At 52.3% G+C, this 15,480-nt stretch carries 14 protein-coding genes; 13 read left to right on the top strand and 1 reads right to left on the bottom strand.

The window, feature by feature from the left end; genetic code table 11:
• Window positions 1-37: 37 nt before the first annotated feature.
• The 10 genes from OGX92_RS19385 to hybG all read left to right on the top strand — a co-directional run bounded on the left by OGX92_RS19385 (window position 38) and on the right by hybG (window position 8,802).
• Window positions 38-1,678 (top strand): methyl-accepting chemotaxis protein, encoded by a 1,641-nt coding sequence (locus OGX92_RS19385; protein ID WP_063941825.1) that lies wholly within the window; start codon window positions 38-40, stop codon window positions 1,676-1,678.
• A gap of 84 nt (window positions 1,679-1,762) precedes the next feature.
• Entirely contained in the window at window positions 1,763-2,050 is a 288-nt protein-coding gene (locus tag OGX92_RS19380; protein ID WP_003024490.1) for a DUF2623 family protein, read from the top strand.
• A 188-nt stretch (window positions 2,051-2,238) separates the two neighbouring features.
• Entirely contained in the window at window positions 2,239-3,357 is a 1,119-nt protein-coding gene (hybO, locus tag OGX92_RS19375) for a hydrogenase 2 small subunit (RefSeq protein ID WP_003024486.1), read from the top strand.
• 2 nt (window positions 3,358-3,359) lie between these two features.
• Window positions 3,360-4,346, top strand: coding sequence for a hydrogenase 2 operon protein HybA (gene hybA, locus OGX92_RS19370; RefSeq protein WP_003828357.1), 987 nt, complete (start codon window positions 3,360-3,362; stop codon window positions 4,344-4,346).
• Complete coding sequence (gene hybB, locus OGX92_RS19365) at window positions 4,336-5,514, top strand: Ni/Fe-hydrogenase cytochrome b subunit (RefSeq protein WP_003828354.1); 1,179 nt, start codon at window positions 4,336-4,338, stop codon at window positions 5,512-5,514. The genes hybA and hybB overlap by 11 nt, the downstream gene beginning before the upstream one ends.
• Window positions 5,511-7,214, top strand: coding sequence for a hydrogenase 2 large subunit (hybC, locus tag OGX92_RS19360; protein ID WP_003828353.1), 1,704 nt, complete (start codon window positions 5,511-5,513; stop codon window positions 7,212-7,214). Before hybB ends, hybC begins: the two co-directional genes overlap by 4 nt.
• The gene (locus OGX92_RS19355; protein ID WP_003828351.1) at window positions 7,214-7,708 is read left to right on the top strand and encodes a HyaD/HybD family hydrogenase maturation endopeptidase; all 495 of its coding nucleotides are present in this window, start codon (window positions 7,214-7,216) and stop codon (window positions 7,706-7,708) included. Before hybC ends, OGX92_RS19355 begins: the two co-directional genes overlap by 1 nt.
• Complete coding sequence (hybE, locus tag OGX92_RS19350) at window positions 7,701-8,189, top strand: hydrogenase-2 assembly chaperone (RefSeq protein ID WP_003828350.1); 489 nt, start codon at window positions 7,701-7,703, stop codon at window positions 8,187-8,189. The genes OGX92_RS19355 and hybE overlap by 8 nt, the downstream gene beginning before the upstream one ends.
• Complete coding sequence (gene hypA / locus OGX92_RS19345; RefSeq protein ID WP_003828349.1) at window positions 8,182-8,523, top strand: hydrogenase maturation nickel metallochaperone HypA; 342 nt, start codon at window positions 8,182-8,184, stop codon at window positions 8,521-8,523. The genes hybE and hypA overlap by 8 nt, the downstream gene beginning before the upstream one ends.
• Before the next feature lie 30 nt (window positions 8,524-8,553).
• Window positions 8,554-8,802 carry a hydrogenase maturation factor HybG gene (gene hybG, locus OGX92_RS19340; protein WP_003024459.1) on the top strand — a complete coding sequence of 83 codons (249 nt, stop codon included), beginning with the start codon at window positions 8,554-8,556 and terminating at the stop codon, window positions 8,800-8,802.
• Window positions 8,803-8,897: 95 nt separating this feature from the next.
• Here hybG and yghU read toward each other — a convergent pair whose 3' ends face one another.
• Window positions 8,898-9,764 (bottom strand): glutathione-dependent disulfide-bond oxidoreductase, encoded by an 867-nt coding sequence (gene yghU, locus OGX92_RS19335; protein ID WP_003828346.1) that lies wholly within the window; start codon window positions 9,762-9,764, stop codon window positions 8,898-8,900.
• Window positions 9,765-9,982: 218 nt separating this feature from the next.
• Here yghU and OGX92_RS19330 point away from each other — a divergent pair, with 218 nt between their 5' ends.
• The 3 genes from OGX92_RS19330 (at window position 9,983) to tssB (ending at window position 15,253) form a co-directional block, all read left to right on the top strand.
• Window positions 9,983-12,271, top strand: a complete 2,289-nt coding sequence (locus tag OGX92_RS19330; RefSeq protein ID WP_286586970.1) for an FdhF/YdeP family oxidoreductase — start codon at window positions 9,983-9,985, stop codon at window positions 12,269-12,271.
• Between the two features lie 153 nt (window positions 12,272-12,424).
• Window positions 12,425-14,287 carry a bifunctional glutathionylspermidine amidase/synthase gene (gss, locus tag OGX92_RS19325; RefSeq protein ID WP_003828343.1) on the top strand — a complete coding sequence of 621 codons (1,863 nt, stop codon included), beginning with the start codon at window positions 12,425-12,427 and terminating at the stop codon, window positions 14,285-14,287.
• Window positions 14,288-14,755: 468 nt separating this feature from the next.
• Entirely contained in the window at window positions 14,756-15,253 is a 498-nt protein-coding gene (gene tssB / locus OGX92_RS19320) for a type VI secretion system contractile sheath small subunit (RefSeq protein WP_048225523.1), read from the top strand.
• The last annotated feature ends 227 nt before the right edge of the window (window positions 15,254-15,480 follow it).

Genomic DNA, 15,480 nt, shown 5'->3' with positions numbered 1-15,480 from the left:
TGATGGCGAATTCCTCATCAACGGCAAGGAAATTATTATGCGTTTGCTGAAAAACTTCACTATTCGTATTGTCATGCTGGCAATACTGGGACTTTTTTGCCTGCTCTGGTCGGGCGTGGGTTTATTCAGTCTTCATTCGTTATCAAAAATATCTGAAGGCAATGATATTGACCGTCATCTTGTCCATCAGATGACGGTTCTCAGTCAGGGCAACGATCAGTACTTTCGCTTCGTAACGCGCTTAAGTCGCGCCATGGATGTCAAAATGAGTGGCGGAACGCCTGATTTTGCGCCGGCGCAACAGTCCCTTGAGAATATGAGCAAAAAACTCCAGGAGATGAAAACATTATCTCCGGGCCCTATGGACCCTGACGTCGCTAACGCAGTACTGACGAAGTGGCAGGCGCTGCTGGACAACGGCGTGATCCCGCAAATGCAGCTGGCGCAGCAGGGTACGCTTACGGCCTTTGCGGAGCATGCCAGCACTATTACACCCGCTTTGAGCCGTGAATTTGGCGCCAGTGCCGAGCGTTTTAACGCCACGGCAGGCGAGCGACTCGATACCACCCGCGTGATGGTCGATGGCAAAACCTCTATCATCCGGACGCTAATTATCACCGCCGTTATCCTTGGGATTGCCCTCCTTTTCTTTACCGACCGCTACCTTGTTTCCATGATGGTGAAACCGCTGGGACGTATTCGCCAACAGTTCCAGCAGATTGCGCAGGGCGATCTCAGCCATCCCATCGAAGATTTTGGTCGTAACTGTGTGGGTCAACTGGTGCCGTTATTGTGCGCGATGCAGGATAGCCTGCGTGAAGCCGTCAGTACCATCCGTTCAGGTAGTGACAATATCTGGCGAGGGGCGACGGAAATTTCGACCGGGAATAACGATCTCTCCTCACGTACTGAAGAACAGGCAGCGGCACTGGAAGAGACCGCTGCCAGCATGGAGCAGCTGACCGCAACGGTAAAACTGAACGCAGAAAATGCGCGTGAAGCCAGCCAGCTTGCCGATACGGCCACAGAAACGGCAGGCAAAGGGAGCACGCTGGTTTCGGAAGTGGTTGAGACGATGGACGGCATTGCCGCCAGTTCTAAACAGATCGCGGAAATCACGTCAGTTATTAATAGCATTGCTTTCCAGACCAACATTCTGGCGCTGAACGCGGCGGTTGAAGCAGCCAGGGCAGGCGAGCAGGGGCGCGGTTTTGCCGTCGTTGCCGGTGAAGTACGCAACCTTGCCAGTCGCAGCGCCGGGGCGGCGAAAGAGATTGAGACGCTGATTGGCGAGTCATCGCGTCGTGTTGATCAGGGTGCTCGTTTGGTTAAAGAAACAGGATTAACCATGGAGGCGATTCTGCGCGGCGCCACCGAAGTGACTGTCATCATGAAGCAAATTGCCTCTGCCTCGGAAGAACAGAATAAGGGTATCTCGCAGGTGAGCGTGGCGATCACGCAGATGGACAGCGTAACGCAACAGAATGCTGCGCTGGTAGAACAAGTTTCCGCCGCGGCAGTAGCGTTGGAACGACAAACAGAGGAGCTGCAACGTTCGGTGCAACAGTTCCGCCTTTCCGCTAATGATGTGCAATACACAGCCAGCCAAACCGCTTCCTCTTCAGCAGACAGCAAAACGTCTGCGGCCGCTAAAACGGATGAGTGGGTGTCCTTTTAAGCCGTTATAAAAAGTTCGTGATACCTCTGGTCTTTGCTTAAAAAATCGCTATATAATTTATTATATAGCGATTGGAGGTTATGCATGGACAACCATTTTGGTAAAGGTCTGATGGCCGGATTAAACGCCTCAAGTGCGGATAGTGCACGCTCGGTGGCGAATTTTTGTGCGGATTATAAGCGTGGTTTTGTGCTGGGATTTTCACATCGAATGTTTGAAAAAACGGGCGATCGACAGCTCAGCGCGTGGGAAGCGGGGATCCTGACGCGCCGTTATGGGCTGGATAAAGAGATGGTGATGGATTTCTTTAAAGAGAACCAGTCCAGTACAACAATTCGGTTTTTCATGGCCGGCTATCGACTCGAAGCTTGATCCGAAAGGGGTATTATCTTGCTTTAATTAATTACACTATTGACCTACGCCTTCGTTTTGTTGCTCCGCCGAAGTATTATAATGCACATAACCATATAAAAAGTGTGGTAATGGCGCGCCGATCGCAATATGCAACATGCGAATGGTGCAAAATAAAAGCCAGGTCTTCGCAACGGAATAACTATAAAATGACTGGAGATAACTCTCTCATCAATTCGAGCGGCATTAATCGCCGTGATTTCATGAAGCTTTGTGCAGCACTGGCCGCTACCATGGGGCTCAGTAGCAAAGCCGCCGCAGAAATGGCCGAATCAGTTTCTCGTCCTCAGCGCCCACCGGTTATCTGGATTGGTGCTCAGGAGTGTACGGGTTGTACTGAATCGCTGCTTCGCGCGACACACCCTACAGTGGAAAACCTCGTTCTGGAGACAATCTCTCTGGAATACCATGAGGTGCTCTCTGCCGCCTTCGGCCATCAGGTCGAAGAGAACAAACATAACGCTCTGGAGAAGTACAAAGGGCAATATGTTCTGGTAGTAGATGGTTCTATCCCACTGAAAGATAATGGTATTTACTGCATGGTTGCCGGTGAGCCGATCGTGGATCACATCCGCCGGGCCGCAGAAGGCGCAGCCGCTATCATTGCCATCGGCTCTTGCGCCGCGTGGGGTGGTGTTGCTGCCGCTGGCGTTAACCCAACGGGTGCCGTCGGCCTGCAAGAAGTTCTGCCAGGCAAAACCATCATCAACATCCCCGGCTGTCCGCCGAACCCGCATAACTTCCTCGCAACGGTCGCGCATATCATCACTTATGGTAAGCCGCCGAAGCTGGATACCAAAAACCGTCCGACATTCGCCTATGGCCGTTTGATTCACGAACACTGCGAACGTCGCCCGCACTTCGATGCTGGTCGTTTTGCTAAAGAGTTTGGTGATGAAGGCCACCGTGAAGGTTGGTGCCTCTACCATCTGGGCTGTAAAGGGCCAGAAACCTACGGCAACTGCTCAACGCTGCAATTCTGCGATGTGGGTGGCGTGTGGCCGGTGGCTATCGGTCACCCTTGCTACGGCTGTAACGAAGAAGGCGTCGGCTTCCATAAAGGTATTCACCAGCTTGCTCATGTGGAAAACCAAACGCCGCGTTCCGAGAAACCTGACGTCAACATGAAAGAAGGCGGCAATGTTTCTGCCGGGGCGATTGGACTGCTGGGTGGCGTAGTAGGACTGGTTGCCGGTGTCAGCGTGATGGCGGTTCGTGAACTGGGGCGTCAGCAGAAGAAAGATAACGCTGACTCACGGGGAGAATAACCGTGAACAGACGTAACTTTATAAAAGCAGCCTCCAGCGGGGCATTGCTGTTGGGCGCAGCGCCGTCCATCAGCCATGCGGCTGCAGAAAACCGTCCGCCGATCCCAGGTTCTCTTGGGATGCTCTATGACTCGACGCTGTGCGTAGGCTGCCAGGCCTGTGTCACCAAGTGTCAGGATATCAACTTCCCGGCGCGTAACCCGGAAGGCGAGCAAACCTGGTCGAACAACGACAAACTGTCGCCGTATACCAATAACATCATTCAGGTGTGGCGTAGCGGAACAGGCGTTAACAAAGACCAGGAAGAAAATGGCTACGCATACATCAAGAAACAGTGCATGCACTGTGTTGATCCGAACTGCGTTTCCGTTTGCCCGGTCTCCGCGCTGAAGAAAGATCCGAAAACCGGCATCGTCCATTATGACAAAGATGTCTGCACGGGCTGTCGTTACTGTATGGTCGCCTGCCCGTACAACGTGCCTAAGTACGACTACAACAACCCGTTTGGTGCGCTTCACAAATGTGAACTGTGTAACCAGAAAGGCGTTGAGCGTCTGGACAAAGGTGGTTTACCGGGTTGTGTTGAAGTGTGCCCTGCCGGTGCGGTGATTTTTGGTACGCGTGAAGAGCTGATGGCTGAGGCGAAAAAACGTCTCGCGCTGAAGCCTGGTAGCGAATACCACTATCCGCGTCAGACGGTGAAAGCAGGCGATACCTATCTGCATACGGTACCGAAGTACTACCCGCACCTGTACGGTGAGAAAGAAGGCGGTGGTACGCAGGTTATGGTACTGACGGGTGTTCCTTACGAGGATTTGGATCTGCCGAAGCTGGATGATCTTTCAACTGGTGCGCGTTCCGAACATGTTCAACATTCCCTGTACAAGGGCATGATATTACCCCTGGCTGCGCTGGCGGGCTTAACCGTGCTGGTTCGTCGTAACACGAAAAACGACCATCACGATGGAGGAGACGATCATGAGTCATGATCCTAAACCGCTGGGCGGAAAAATAATCAGCAAACCGGTCATTATTTTTGGGCCGCTTATCGTCCTGTGTATGCTCCTGATCGTGAAACGTCTGGTCTTCGGACTGGGCTCAGTCTCCGATCTGAACGGCGGTTTCCCATGGGGTGTATGGATCGCGTTTGACCTGTTGATTGGTACTGGCTTCGCGTGCGGCGGTTGGGCGCTGGCATGGGCGGTGTACGTTTTCAACAGAGGACAATACCATCCATTGGTTCGTCCGGCGCTGCTGGCGAGCCTGTTTGGCTACTCGCTGGGTGGTCTGTCGATCACCATTGACGTCGGTCGTTACTGGAACCTGCCGTATTTCTACATTCCGGGCCACTTCAACGTGAACTCGGTACTGTTCGAAACGGCGGTCTGTATGACCATCTATATCGGCATCATGGCGCTGGAATTTGCTCCGGCTCTGTTTGAACGTCTGGGGTGGAAAGTTTCCCTCAAACGTTTGAATAAAGTGATGTTCTTTATTATTGCCCTCGGCGCGCTGCTGCCAACCATGCACCAGTCTTCAATGGGTTCATTGATGATTTCTGCGGGTTATAAGGTGCATCCGCTATGGCAAGCTTATGAAATGCTGCCGCTTTTCTCGGTATTAACCGCCTTTATTATGGGCTTCTCGATCGTCATCTTTGAAGGCTCGTTGGTACAAGCCGGTCTGAAAGGTAACGGTCCGGACGAGAAAAGTTTGTTCATCAAGCTGACGAATACCATCAGCGTGCTGCTGGCGATTTTCGTCGTCCTGCGCTTTGGCGAACTGATCTATCGCGACAAGCTGTCCTATGCGTTCTCAGGCGATCTTTACTCCCTGATGTTCTGGCTTGAAGTCGTGCTGATGGTCTTCCCGCTGGTGGTGCTGCGCGTCACTAAGCTGCGTAATGACTCGCGCATGCTGTATCTGTCTGCGCTGAGCGCGTTGCTGGGTTGTGCAACATGGCGTCTGTCCTATTCGCTGGTGGCGTTCAATCCTGGTGGTGGCTACCACTACTTCCCGACCTGGGAAGAGCTGTTGATTTCTATTGGTTTTGTGGCTATTGAGATTTGTGCATACATCGTACTCATTCGTCTACTGCCGATACTTCCTCCTTTAAAACAAAACGATCAAAATCGTCATGAGGCGAGCAAAGCATGAGCCAGAGAATTACTATTGATCCGGTAACCCGTATTGAGGGTCATTTACGCATCGACTGCGAAATCGAAAATGGCGTGGTATCTAAAGCATGGGCTTCCGGCACCATGTGGCGTGGCATGGAAGAGATCGTGAAAAACCGCGATCCGCGCGATGCCTGGATGATTGTGCAGCGTATCTGTGGCGTTTGTACGACCACTCACGCTATCTCTTCCGTTCGTGCAGCAGAAAGTGCGCTGAATATTGATGTTCCGGTGAACGCACAGTATATCCGTAACATCATTCTGGCCGCGCACACCACGCATGACCACATTGTTCACTTCTATCAGTTGTCTGCGCTGGACTGGGTGGATATCACTTCTGCACTGAAAGCCGACCCAGCGAAAGCGTCTGCCATGCTGAACGGCGTGTCCTCCTGGCACCTGAATAGCGCAGAAGAGTTCACCAAGGTTCAGAACAAGATCAAAGATCTTGTTGCCAGCGGTCAGTTAGGCATTTTTGCTAACGGTTGCTGGGGTCACCCGGCAATGCAGCTGCCGCCGGAAGTGAACCTGATTGCGGTCGCACACTACCTGCAAGCGCTGGAATGCCAGCGTGATGCCAACCGCGTTGTGGCACTGTTAGGCGGTAAAACGCCGCACATCCAGAACCTGGCGGTAGGTGGGGTTGCTAACCCAATTAACCTTGACGGCCTCGGCGTGCTGAACCTTGAACGCCTGATGTACATCAAGTCCTTCATCGATAAGCTGAGCGACTTCGTTGAGCAGGTGTACAAGGTTGATACCGCGGTTATTGCTGCGTTCTATCCTGAGTGGCTGGAACGTGGTCAGGGTGCGGTTAACTACCTGAGTGCGCCGGAATTCCCGACAGACGGTAAAAACGGCAGCTTCCTGTTCCCGGGCGGTTATATCACCGATGCCGATCTTTCGACCTATCGTCCGATCACCTCTCACTCAGATGAGTACCTGATCAAAGGGATTCAGGAGAGTGCGAAACACGCGTGGTACAAAGACGAAGCGCCGCAGGCTCCGTGGGAAGGCACAACGGTTCCTGATTACACCGGTTGGTCAGACGACGGCAAATACTCCTGGGTTAAAGCACCGACCTTCTACGGTAAAACGGTTGAAGTGGGTCCGCTGGCCAACATGCTGTGTAAACTGGCGGCCAAACGCGAGTCTACCCATGCCAAGCTGAATGAAATCATCGCGATTTACACCAAGCTGACTGGTAAAACTATCGAAGTGTCGCAGTTGCACTCTACGCTGGGCCGTATTATTGGCCGTACCGTTCACTGCTGTGAACTGCAGAACGTTCTGCAGGATCAGTACAACGCGCTGATTGTGAACATCGGTAAGGGCGACCACACCACCTTCGTGAAACCGGATATTCCGGCAACGGGTGAATTCAAAGGTGTTGGTTTCCTCGAAGCGCCACGCGGTATGCTGTCTCACTGGATGGTGATTAAAGACGGCATTATCAGCAACTACCAGGCGGTTGTACCGTCAACCTGGAACTCTGGCCCACGTAACTTTAATGATGAAGTGGGACCATATGAGCGCTCGCTGGTAGGTACGCCGATTGCCGATCCAAACAAACCGCTGGAAGTGGTTCGTACCATTCACTCCTTCGACCCTTGTATGTCATGTGCGGTGCATGTGGTGGACGTTGACGGGAACGAAGTGGTCTCAGTTAAGGTTCTGTAATGCGGATATTAGTCTTAGGGGTCGGCAATATTTTGCTGACCGACGAAGCCATCGGGGTACGTATCGTTGAGGCATTAGAGCAACGGTACATCCTGCCAGACTTTGTTGATGTTCTGGACGGTGGTACGGCTGGGATGGAGCTTCTCGGCGATATGGCGAACAGAGATCATCTGATCATTGCTGACGCCATTGTGTCGAAGAAAAACACGCCAGGAACGATGATGATCCTGCGGGATGAAGAGATCCCGGCGCTGTTTACCAACAAAATCTCACCGCACCAGCTTGGCCTGGCCGACGTATTGTCGGCCCTGCGTTTTACCGGCGAGTTTCCGAAAAAGCTGACCTTAGTCGGCGTTATTCCGGAATCGCTGGAACCGCATATCGGGCTAACGCCAACGGTTGAAGCGATGATTGAACCGGCGCTGGAGCAGGTTCTTGCCGCGCTTCGCGAATCAGGCGTTGAAGCGATCCCTCGGGAGGCGGCTCATGTCTGAGGAGTTTGTCGGTTTTCAGACGGCCCCGAAGACGCAGATTCAGGCAGCGTTTGAAGAGGTTGCCCGGCGTTCGATGCACGATCTCTCTTTCTTGCATCCGAACATGCCGGTGTATGTCTCTGATTTTACGCTGTTTGAAGGACAGTGGACGGGGTGTGTTATCACACCCTGGATGCTCAGCGCACTGATTTTCCCCGGGCCGGACCAGATCTGGCCGGTGCGTAAAGTCAGCGAAAAAATCGGGCTGCGTCTGCCGTATGGCGAGATGACCTTTACCGTTGGTGAACTGGATGGCGTATCGCAATACCTTTCCTGTTCACTGATGTCGCCGCTTTCGCACAGCATGTCGGCGCAAGAAGGTGTGCGTCTGACTGACGATTGCGCGCGCATGCTGTTATCGCTGCCGGTGAGCGATCCGAATGCGCCGCAGCTAAATCGTCGCGCGCTACTGCTGGGTCGTCGGAACTGCGAAAATGCATGAGCTGTCCCTTTGTCAGAGCGCGGTTGAGATTGTTCAACAGCAGGCAGAGCAGCACGGTGTCAAACGTGTAACCGGCGTTTGGCTGGAAATCGGAGCGCTCTCGTGCGTTGAAGAGAGCGCCGTCCGTTTCAGTTTCGACATCGTCTGTCAGGGCACGCTGGCGCAAGGGTGTGAGCTGCATATTGATTACAAACCAGCCCAGGCATGGTGCTGGGATTGCAGTCAGGTTGTGGAAATCACCCAGCATGATGCGCAGTGTCCACTATGTCAGGGCGATCGTCTGCGGGTTGATGCAGGCGATTCACTGAAAGTGAAAAGTATTGAAGTCGAATAACCCATAGGTTGCTATGGGGCGGAGTCAGATATGTGTATTGGAGTCCCTGGTCAGGTTCTGGCCGTTGGTGAAGATATTCACCAGCTTGCGCAGGTTGAAGTGTGCGGCATCAAACGTGATGTCAATATTGCCCTAATTTGTGAAGGTGATACCGCTGAGCTGGTCGGGCAATGGGTGCTGGTGCACGTAGGGTTCGCCATGAGCATCATTGATGAAGATGAAGCTAAAGCCACGTTAGACGCACTTCGCCGCATGGAGTACGACGTCACCAGCGCGTGATTTTATGCCGGATGGCGGCGCAAACGCCTTATCCGGCCTACGGCATGGCATCTTTGTAGGCCTGATAAGACGCCCCGGCGTCGCCATCAGGCATTTTAACCCTGGCGCTTATCTTCGGTATTGGTGTCGAAGTCGCTGGCGTCATGACGTTCATGAAGCTGCTCGTTCAGCGGCCCGTTAGTGCGGTTTACAATACGACCTCGCTTAACTGCCGGACGCGCGGCAACCTCTTTTGCCCAGCGCTGCACGTGCTTGTAACTTCCTGCATCGAGGAACTCTGCCGCGTCGTACACGTTACCCAGCACCACATTGCCAAACCATGGCCAGACCGCCATATCGGCAATGGTGTATTCATCTCCAGCCACAAACTTATGCTGTGCTAACTGCTTATCCAGCACGTCGAGTAAGCGCTTGGCTTCCATAGTGAAGCGGTTAATAGCGTACTCAATTTTTACCGGCGCATAGTTGTAAAAGTGACCAAAACCACCGCCGAGGAACGGCGCCGCACCCTGTAACCAGAACAACCAGTTCAGCGTTTCGGTACGTTTTGCCAAATCCTGCGGCAGGAAATAACCGTATTTTTCCGCCAGATAGAGCAGTATTGCGCCAGATTCGAATACGCGAACCGGTGGGTTTTGCGAGTGGTCACGCAGTGCCGGGATCTTCGAGTTCGGATTCACCTCAACAAAGCCGCTGGAAAACTGATCGCCATCGCCGATGCGGATAATCCAGGCATCGTATTCCGCGCCCTTCACGCCCTGCGCCAGTAACTCCTCCAGCATAATCGTCACTTTCTGCCCGTTTGGCGTACCCAGCGAATAGAGCTGTAGCGGATGCTTGCCAACCGGCAGCGTTTTCTCGTGGGTGGCACCGGAAACCGGGCGGTTGATATTGGCGAATGCGCCGCCGTTCGACTTTTCCCACGTCCAGACTTTCGCGGGCTGATAGGTATTGTCTGACATATTGACCTGCCTTCTGAGTGGTTGTGTTGATGCAGTGTAGCAGTTAGGTAGAACTCAATTTAACAGATTGGGACTTTATGTCGCTTTGTGCTGAAAGGGGAAGATAAATCTAACCCGTTCATTGTACCTGGCCCGTACTCCATGAAGAGGAAATCAATGTTGGACGGAAATTGCTACCGTATTCACCATCAAAAATTGGCGGCGAATAAGCAGTAATAATGAAAAATGGTGTTCCAGGAGTAAGCGGTTATCAGGGCCCTGCGGGTGGGTGGGGCGCGGTAAAAGCCGTCACTGCTTCGGTGTTTTCGCAAAAGGCTGTTGCGCGCGACATTATCGCGATGTTCAAAATGAACCAGGTGAAAGGGTTCGATTGTCCGGGATGTGCGTGGCCGGACCCAGGGCATCGTGCGCCAATGGAGCTATGCGAAAATGGCGTTAAGGCGGTTTCCTGGGAGACAACCAGTAAGAAAGCGTCACCGGAATTTTTCAGCTGTCACCCGGTTTCCACGCTGTGGCACTACAGCGATTATGAGCTGGAAAACATTGGACGTTTGACGCATCCAATGAAATACGATGCAGCGTCAGACACCTGGCAGGCGGTGGATTGGGATATCGCCTTTCGGGAGATCGGCGTGCGTCTGCGCAGCTATGACTCAGCGGAGCAGGTTGAGTTTTACACCTCCGGCAGAACGTCAAATGAGGCGGCGTTCCTGTATCAGTTGTTTGCCCGCGAATATGGCAGCAGTAACTTCCCTGATTGCTCAAACATGTGCCATGGACCGACCAGCGCAGGGCTAACGCCCGCTATTGGCCTTGGGAAAGGGACCGTTGAACTTGATGATTTTGACCACTGCGATCTGGTGATTTGTATCGGGCATAACCCTGGCACTAACCATCCGCGCATGCTGACCACCTTGCGCGACGTTGCCAAACGAGGAGCCAAAATTATCTCCATCAACCCGCTGAACGAAAGGGGGCTTGAGCGCTTTAGCTTCCCGCAAAGCGCGAAAGAGATGTTCACCGGTCAGGCGACGGAGCTGAGCAACGACTACTACCAGGTAAAAATGGGCGGGGACGCCTCGTTGCTCAAAGGCATAATGAAGGCGCTAATCGAAATGGACGAAGCGCGGATCCTACTGGATCAGCAGCCGACGCTCGATCATGCGTTTATCGACCAACATACCGCGGGATATGCAGCGCTGTATGACGACTTACGTCAGCATAACTGGGCTGAGCTGGAACAGGACTCGGGCCTGACGCGCAGTCAGATGGAAGATCTGGCGCACAGCTACAGTAAATCCAGCGCCACGATTGTTTGTTATGGTCTGGGCATCACTCAGCATAAAAACGGCACCGAGAACGTCCAGCAGCTGGTAAATCTGTTGCTGCTGAAAGGCAATATGGGTAAGCCGGGGGCGGGGATCTGCCCGTTACGCGGTCATTCTAACGTGCAGGGCGATCGTTCTGTAGGGATCAACGAAGCGGCGTCCGAAGACTTCCTGCAACGCCTTGAGAAGCATTTTTCTATCCGTGTTCCGCGCAAACATGGCCGCTCCAGCGTGGAGAGTATTCGGGCCATCGAGCGGGGAGATGCAAAAGCGCTCATCTGCATGGGCGGCAATCTGGCGGTAGCGATGCCCCAGCCGCAGCGTACCTTTGCGGCGATGAAAAATCTGGATCTGCAGGTCCATGTGGCGACCAAACTGAACAGATCTCATCTGCTGCTGGCAAAGCATAACTACCTGCTACCTGCATTAGGCCGAACGGAGCGCGACATGCAGGCGACGGGGATCCAGTCGGTGACCGTCGAAGATTCTATGTCGATGGTTCACGCTTCCTGCGGCGCGCTGAAGCCGGCTTCCCGCTGGCTAAAATCGGAGCCCGCGATTGTGGCGGGCATGGCGCGTGCCACGCTACCGCGTTCACCGATCAACTGGGAAGCATTTACCGGGGACTACGCGTTGATCCGTGACGCCATTGAAGCCGTGATCCCGGCGTTCCACGATTACAACGCACGTATTGCCGAGCCGGGCGGATTTCGTATGGATACGCCTGCTTCGCGCCGTGAATGGCAAACGGCGAATGGCAAAGCCAACTTTATCGTCAGTAATCAGCGGGCGGTGGAGCGGGAACATCAGCCTGCCGATGCGCTGGTGCTGGCGACGTTGCGTAGCCACGATCAGTACAACACCACGATTTATGGTATGAACGATCGCTATCGTGGCATTACCGGTCGTCGGGATGTGGTGTTTTTAAGCGCCGAAGAAGCAACGAGCCGCGGTCTGAGCCAGGGTGATGTGGTCAACGTTCAGGCGCTGGACGACAACGGTCAGCCCTGCGCGGATCGCATCATGTACGGCTTAACGGTGGTGATTTACAACATGGCGGCTGGCTCAATTGGCGCTTATCTGCCTGAAGCGAATGTCCTGCTTTCGCTGGATGCAGTAGATACACAAAGTTTGACTCCGGCGTATAAAAGCGTACCGGTCACCCTGACCAAAGCGTAGTTCCTGCTGTGAATTTTTCGCCTCTGAGCGCCAGCCGCTGCGTTGAGGTGTATGATGATGTCGACCTCTGTCCGGTTAGTGTCGCAGAGCAGGCAACCAGAGCGAAAAATTCACGCCAACCTGCTCAGGCTGTATTGTTTTGAGGTAAGGTGCATGAGCAAAGGAACGACCAGTCAGGATGCCCCATTCGGGACATTATTGGGCTACGCCCCAGGTGGCGTAGCAATCTACTCTTCAGATTACAGCTCCCTCGACCCACGGGACTACGACGATGATGCGGCATTTCGCAGCTATATCGACGATGAATACATGGGCCACAAATGGCAGTGCGTAGAGTTCGCACGCCGCTTTCTCTTCCTAAACTATGGCATGGTCTTCACCGATGTGGGTATGGCCTGGGAGATCTTCTCCTTACGCTTCCTGCGCGAAGTAGTGAATGACAACATCCTACCGTTACAGGCATTTCCGAATGGTTCGCCCCGCGCGCCGGTAGCAGGCGCTCTGCTTATCTGGCAAAAAGGCGGCGAATTTAAAGATACCGGGCATGTGGCGGTCGTCACCCAGTTGCTGGAAAACAAAATCCGTATTGCCGAGCAGAACGTGCTCCATACGCCGTTGCCTCCCGGACAGCAGTGGACCCGCGAACTGGAGATGGTGGTTGAGAACGGTTGTTATACCCTGTGTGATACCTTTGACGACACCACTATCCTTGGTTGGATGATTCAGACCGATGATACCCGTTACAGCCTGCCGCAGCCGGAGATCGCCAATGACTCGCTGAAAATCAGCGGTGCGCGACTGGAAGATAATGGGCAGTTTGACGGCAAATGGCTGGATGAACAGGATCCGCTGCAAAAAGCCTACGTGCTGGCGAATGGGCATGTGATTAATCAGGACCCTCATCAGTACTTCACCATTACCGAGAGCGCCGAGCAGGAGCTGATTAAAGCCACCAACGAGCTGCACCTGATGTATCTGCATGCGACCGACAAGGTGCTGAAAGACGACAACCTGCTGGCGCTGTTTGATATCCCGAAAATCCTCTGGCCGCGCCTGCGCCTTTCCTGGCAGCGTCGTCGGCATCATATGATTACGGGGCGTATGGATTTCTGTATGGATGAACGTGGACTGAAGGTGTATGAGTACAACGCCGATTCCGCATCGTGCCATACCGAAGCCGGTTTGATTCTCGAAAGATGGGCCGAGCGTGGTTACACAGGGCAGGGACACAACCCGGCTGAAGGGTTGATCAACGAACTGGCAGGTGCCTGGAAGCACAGCCGCGCACGTCCGTTTGTCCACATCATGCAGGATAAGGATATCGAGGAAAACTATCACGCGCAGTTTATGCAGCAGGCGCTGCGTCAGGCCGGGTTTGACAGCAAAATTCTGCGAGGTCTGGATGAACTGCGCTGGGATGACGCCGGTCAATTGATTGACGGGGACGGTCGTCTGGTGAACTGCGTCTGGAAGACCTGGGCGTGGGAAACCGCAATTGAACAGGTGCGCGAGGTTAGCGAAACGGAGTACGCCGCGGTGCCAATTCGTACCGGGCATACGAATCAGGAAGTGCGCTTAATCGATGTGTTGCTGCGCCCGGAAGTGCTGGTCTTCGAACCTCTGTGGACGGTTATCCCTGGCAACAAAGCGATTCTGCCGATCCTTTGGCAACTGTTCCCGCACCACCGTTATCTGCTTGATACGGATTTCACTGTTAATGAAGAGCTGGCGCAAACCGGTTATGCGGTGAAACCTATTGCAGGACGTTGTGGCAGCAACATCGATCTGGTGAGTCATCAGGAAGAGCTACTGGATAAAACCAGCGGTAAGTTTGCCGAGCAGAAGAACATTTATCAGCAGCTTTGGTGTCTGCCAAAAGTTGCCGGTAAATATATCCAGGTTTGTACCTTTACCGTAGGTGGTAACTATGGCGGTACCTGCCTGCGTGGTGACGAGTCGCTGGTGATTAAAAAAGAGAGCGATATCGAACCGCTGATTGTGGTGAAGGAAGACTAATCTTTCTGCTCGCTCATGAGTGAGATATGAAAAGCCGGAGTATATCTCCGGTTTTTTTTATTTATGATTAGATTGATAGCACTTATATTTAAATGAGTATCTATATTTATATAAATGACAGTAAATATTCTCATGGTAAATGATATTTAATGATTAATGCATTCGTTAAATGAATGCATCAATCATTAAATAATTATTGTTGTTTGTATTAGATAAATATCTTCTTGATTGTCATTTTAAATATAAAAACATAATGTGTTATTCGATTAATTAATGACATTGATCATGTTTTTACCTATGGAATATATCGGATTGCATTAGCGTGATAATTATAATAGTTAATTGTCATCAACAGCCATTGTTAACTGCCTGCAGAAATGACGTTGTAAGAAACATGTTGAGCGATTGGAACGTGCTCCATTAGGAAACGCAAAATACCGGCAGGAGTCGCCGGTCTGAGAGGGACGTATGGGTGACAGTTTTCAGAATGAAGTGCCGACGGCACGCGTTAATATTAAGTTAGATTTACACACCGGAGGCGTTCAAAAGAAAGTTGAATTGCCTTTAAAACTACTAACTGTCGGTGATTTCAGTAATGGCAGAGAGCAGCGACCATTATCTGAGCGTGAAAAGATAGATATTAATAAAAATAATTTTAACGATGTGTTGGCCAAGTTTTCACCAGTGGTTAATTTAAGTGTTAAAAATACGTTAGCTGATGATGACAGAAAGGACGATATTAACCTTACCTTTAAGAATATCCGCGATTTTGAACCTGAGCAGGTCGCACGAAATATCCCACAATTACGTGTTCTGTTGGCTATGCGTAACTTACTACGTGACCTGAAATCTAACTTACTCGATAACGCTGCTTTTCGTCGCGAGCTGGAAACAATCCTTAAGGATCCAGCCCTGAGTCAGGAATTGCGTAATGAGCTGGCAACTATGATGCCAGAAGAGATTTAACGCTCTACAGGGTTTCCTCCGCTAAATCGGCAGGAATAGTAAAGGAACATAAAAGGAATATGTTGATGTCTGTTCAGGAACATACCTCTTCAGCCGCGACCACCACGACCAGTGAACGCAGTGTTTATCAGTCCCTCTTTGACAAAATTGGTGATGCTGCCAACTTACTGATTTAGTGTATGATGGTGTTTTTGAGGTGCTCCAGTGGCTTCTGTTTCTATCAGCTG

The sequence above is a fragment of the Citrobacter sp. Cpo089 genome (assembly GCF_030332695.1).
Taxonomy (GTDB): domain Bacteria; phylum Pseudomonadota; class Gammaproteobacteria; order Enterobacterales; family Enterobacteriaceae; genus Citrobacter; species Citrobacter portucalensis.
This window is presented reverse-complemented; position numbering and strand designations above follow the sequence as displayed.

Coding starts and splice junctions, on each gene's coding strand:
- OGX92_RS19385 (WP_063941825.1), top strand. CDS start 38: ATGCGTTTGCTGAAAAACTTCACTATTCGTATTGTCATGCTGGCAATA.
- OGX92_RS19380 (WP_003024490.1), top strand. CDS start 1,763: ATGGACAACCATTTTGGTAAAGGTCTGATGGCCGGATTAAACGCCTCA.
- hybO (WP_003024486.1), top strand. CDS start 2,239: ATGACTGGAGATAACTCTCTCATCAATTCGAGCGGCATTAATCGCCGT.
- hybB (WP_003828354.1), top strand. CDS start 4,336: ATGAGTCATGATCCTAAACCGCTGGGCGGAAAAATAATCAGCAAACCG.
- hybC (WP_003828353.1), top strand. CDS start 5,511: ATGAGCCAGAGAATTACTATTGATCCGGTAACCCGTATTGAGGGTCAT.
- OGX92_RS19355 (WP_003828351.1), top strand. CDS start 7,214: ATGCGGATATTAGTCTTAGGGGTCGGCAATATTTTGCTGACCGACGAA.
- hybE (WP_003828350.1), top strand. CDS start 7,701: ATGTCTGAGGAGTTTGTCGGTTTTCAGACGGCCCCGAAGACGCAGATT.
- hypA (WP_003828349.1), top strand. CDS start 8,182: ATGCATGAGCTGTCCCTTTGTCAGAGCGCGGTTGAGATTGTTCAACAG.
- hybG (WP_003024459.1), top strand. CDS start 8,554: ATGTGTATTGGAGTCCCTGGTCAGGTTCTGGCCGTTGGTGAAGATATT.
- yghU (WP_003828346.1), bottom strand. CDS start 9,764: ATGTCAGACAATACCTATCAGCCCGCGAAAGTCTGGACGTGGGAAAAG.
- OGX92_RS19330 (WP_286586970.1), top strand. CDS start 9,983: ATGAAAAATGGTGTTCCAGGAGTAAGCGGTTATCAGGGCCCTGCGGGT.
- gss (WP_003828343.1), top strand. CDS start 12,425: ATGAGCAAAGGAACGACCAGTCAGGATGCCCCATTCGGGACATTATTG.
- tssB (WP_048225523.1), top strand. CDS start 14,756: ATGGGTGACAGTTTTCAGAATGAAGTGCCGACGGCACGCGTTAATATT.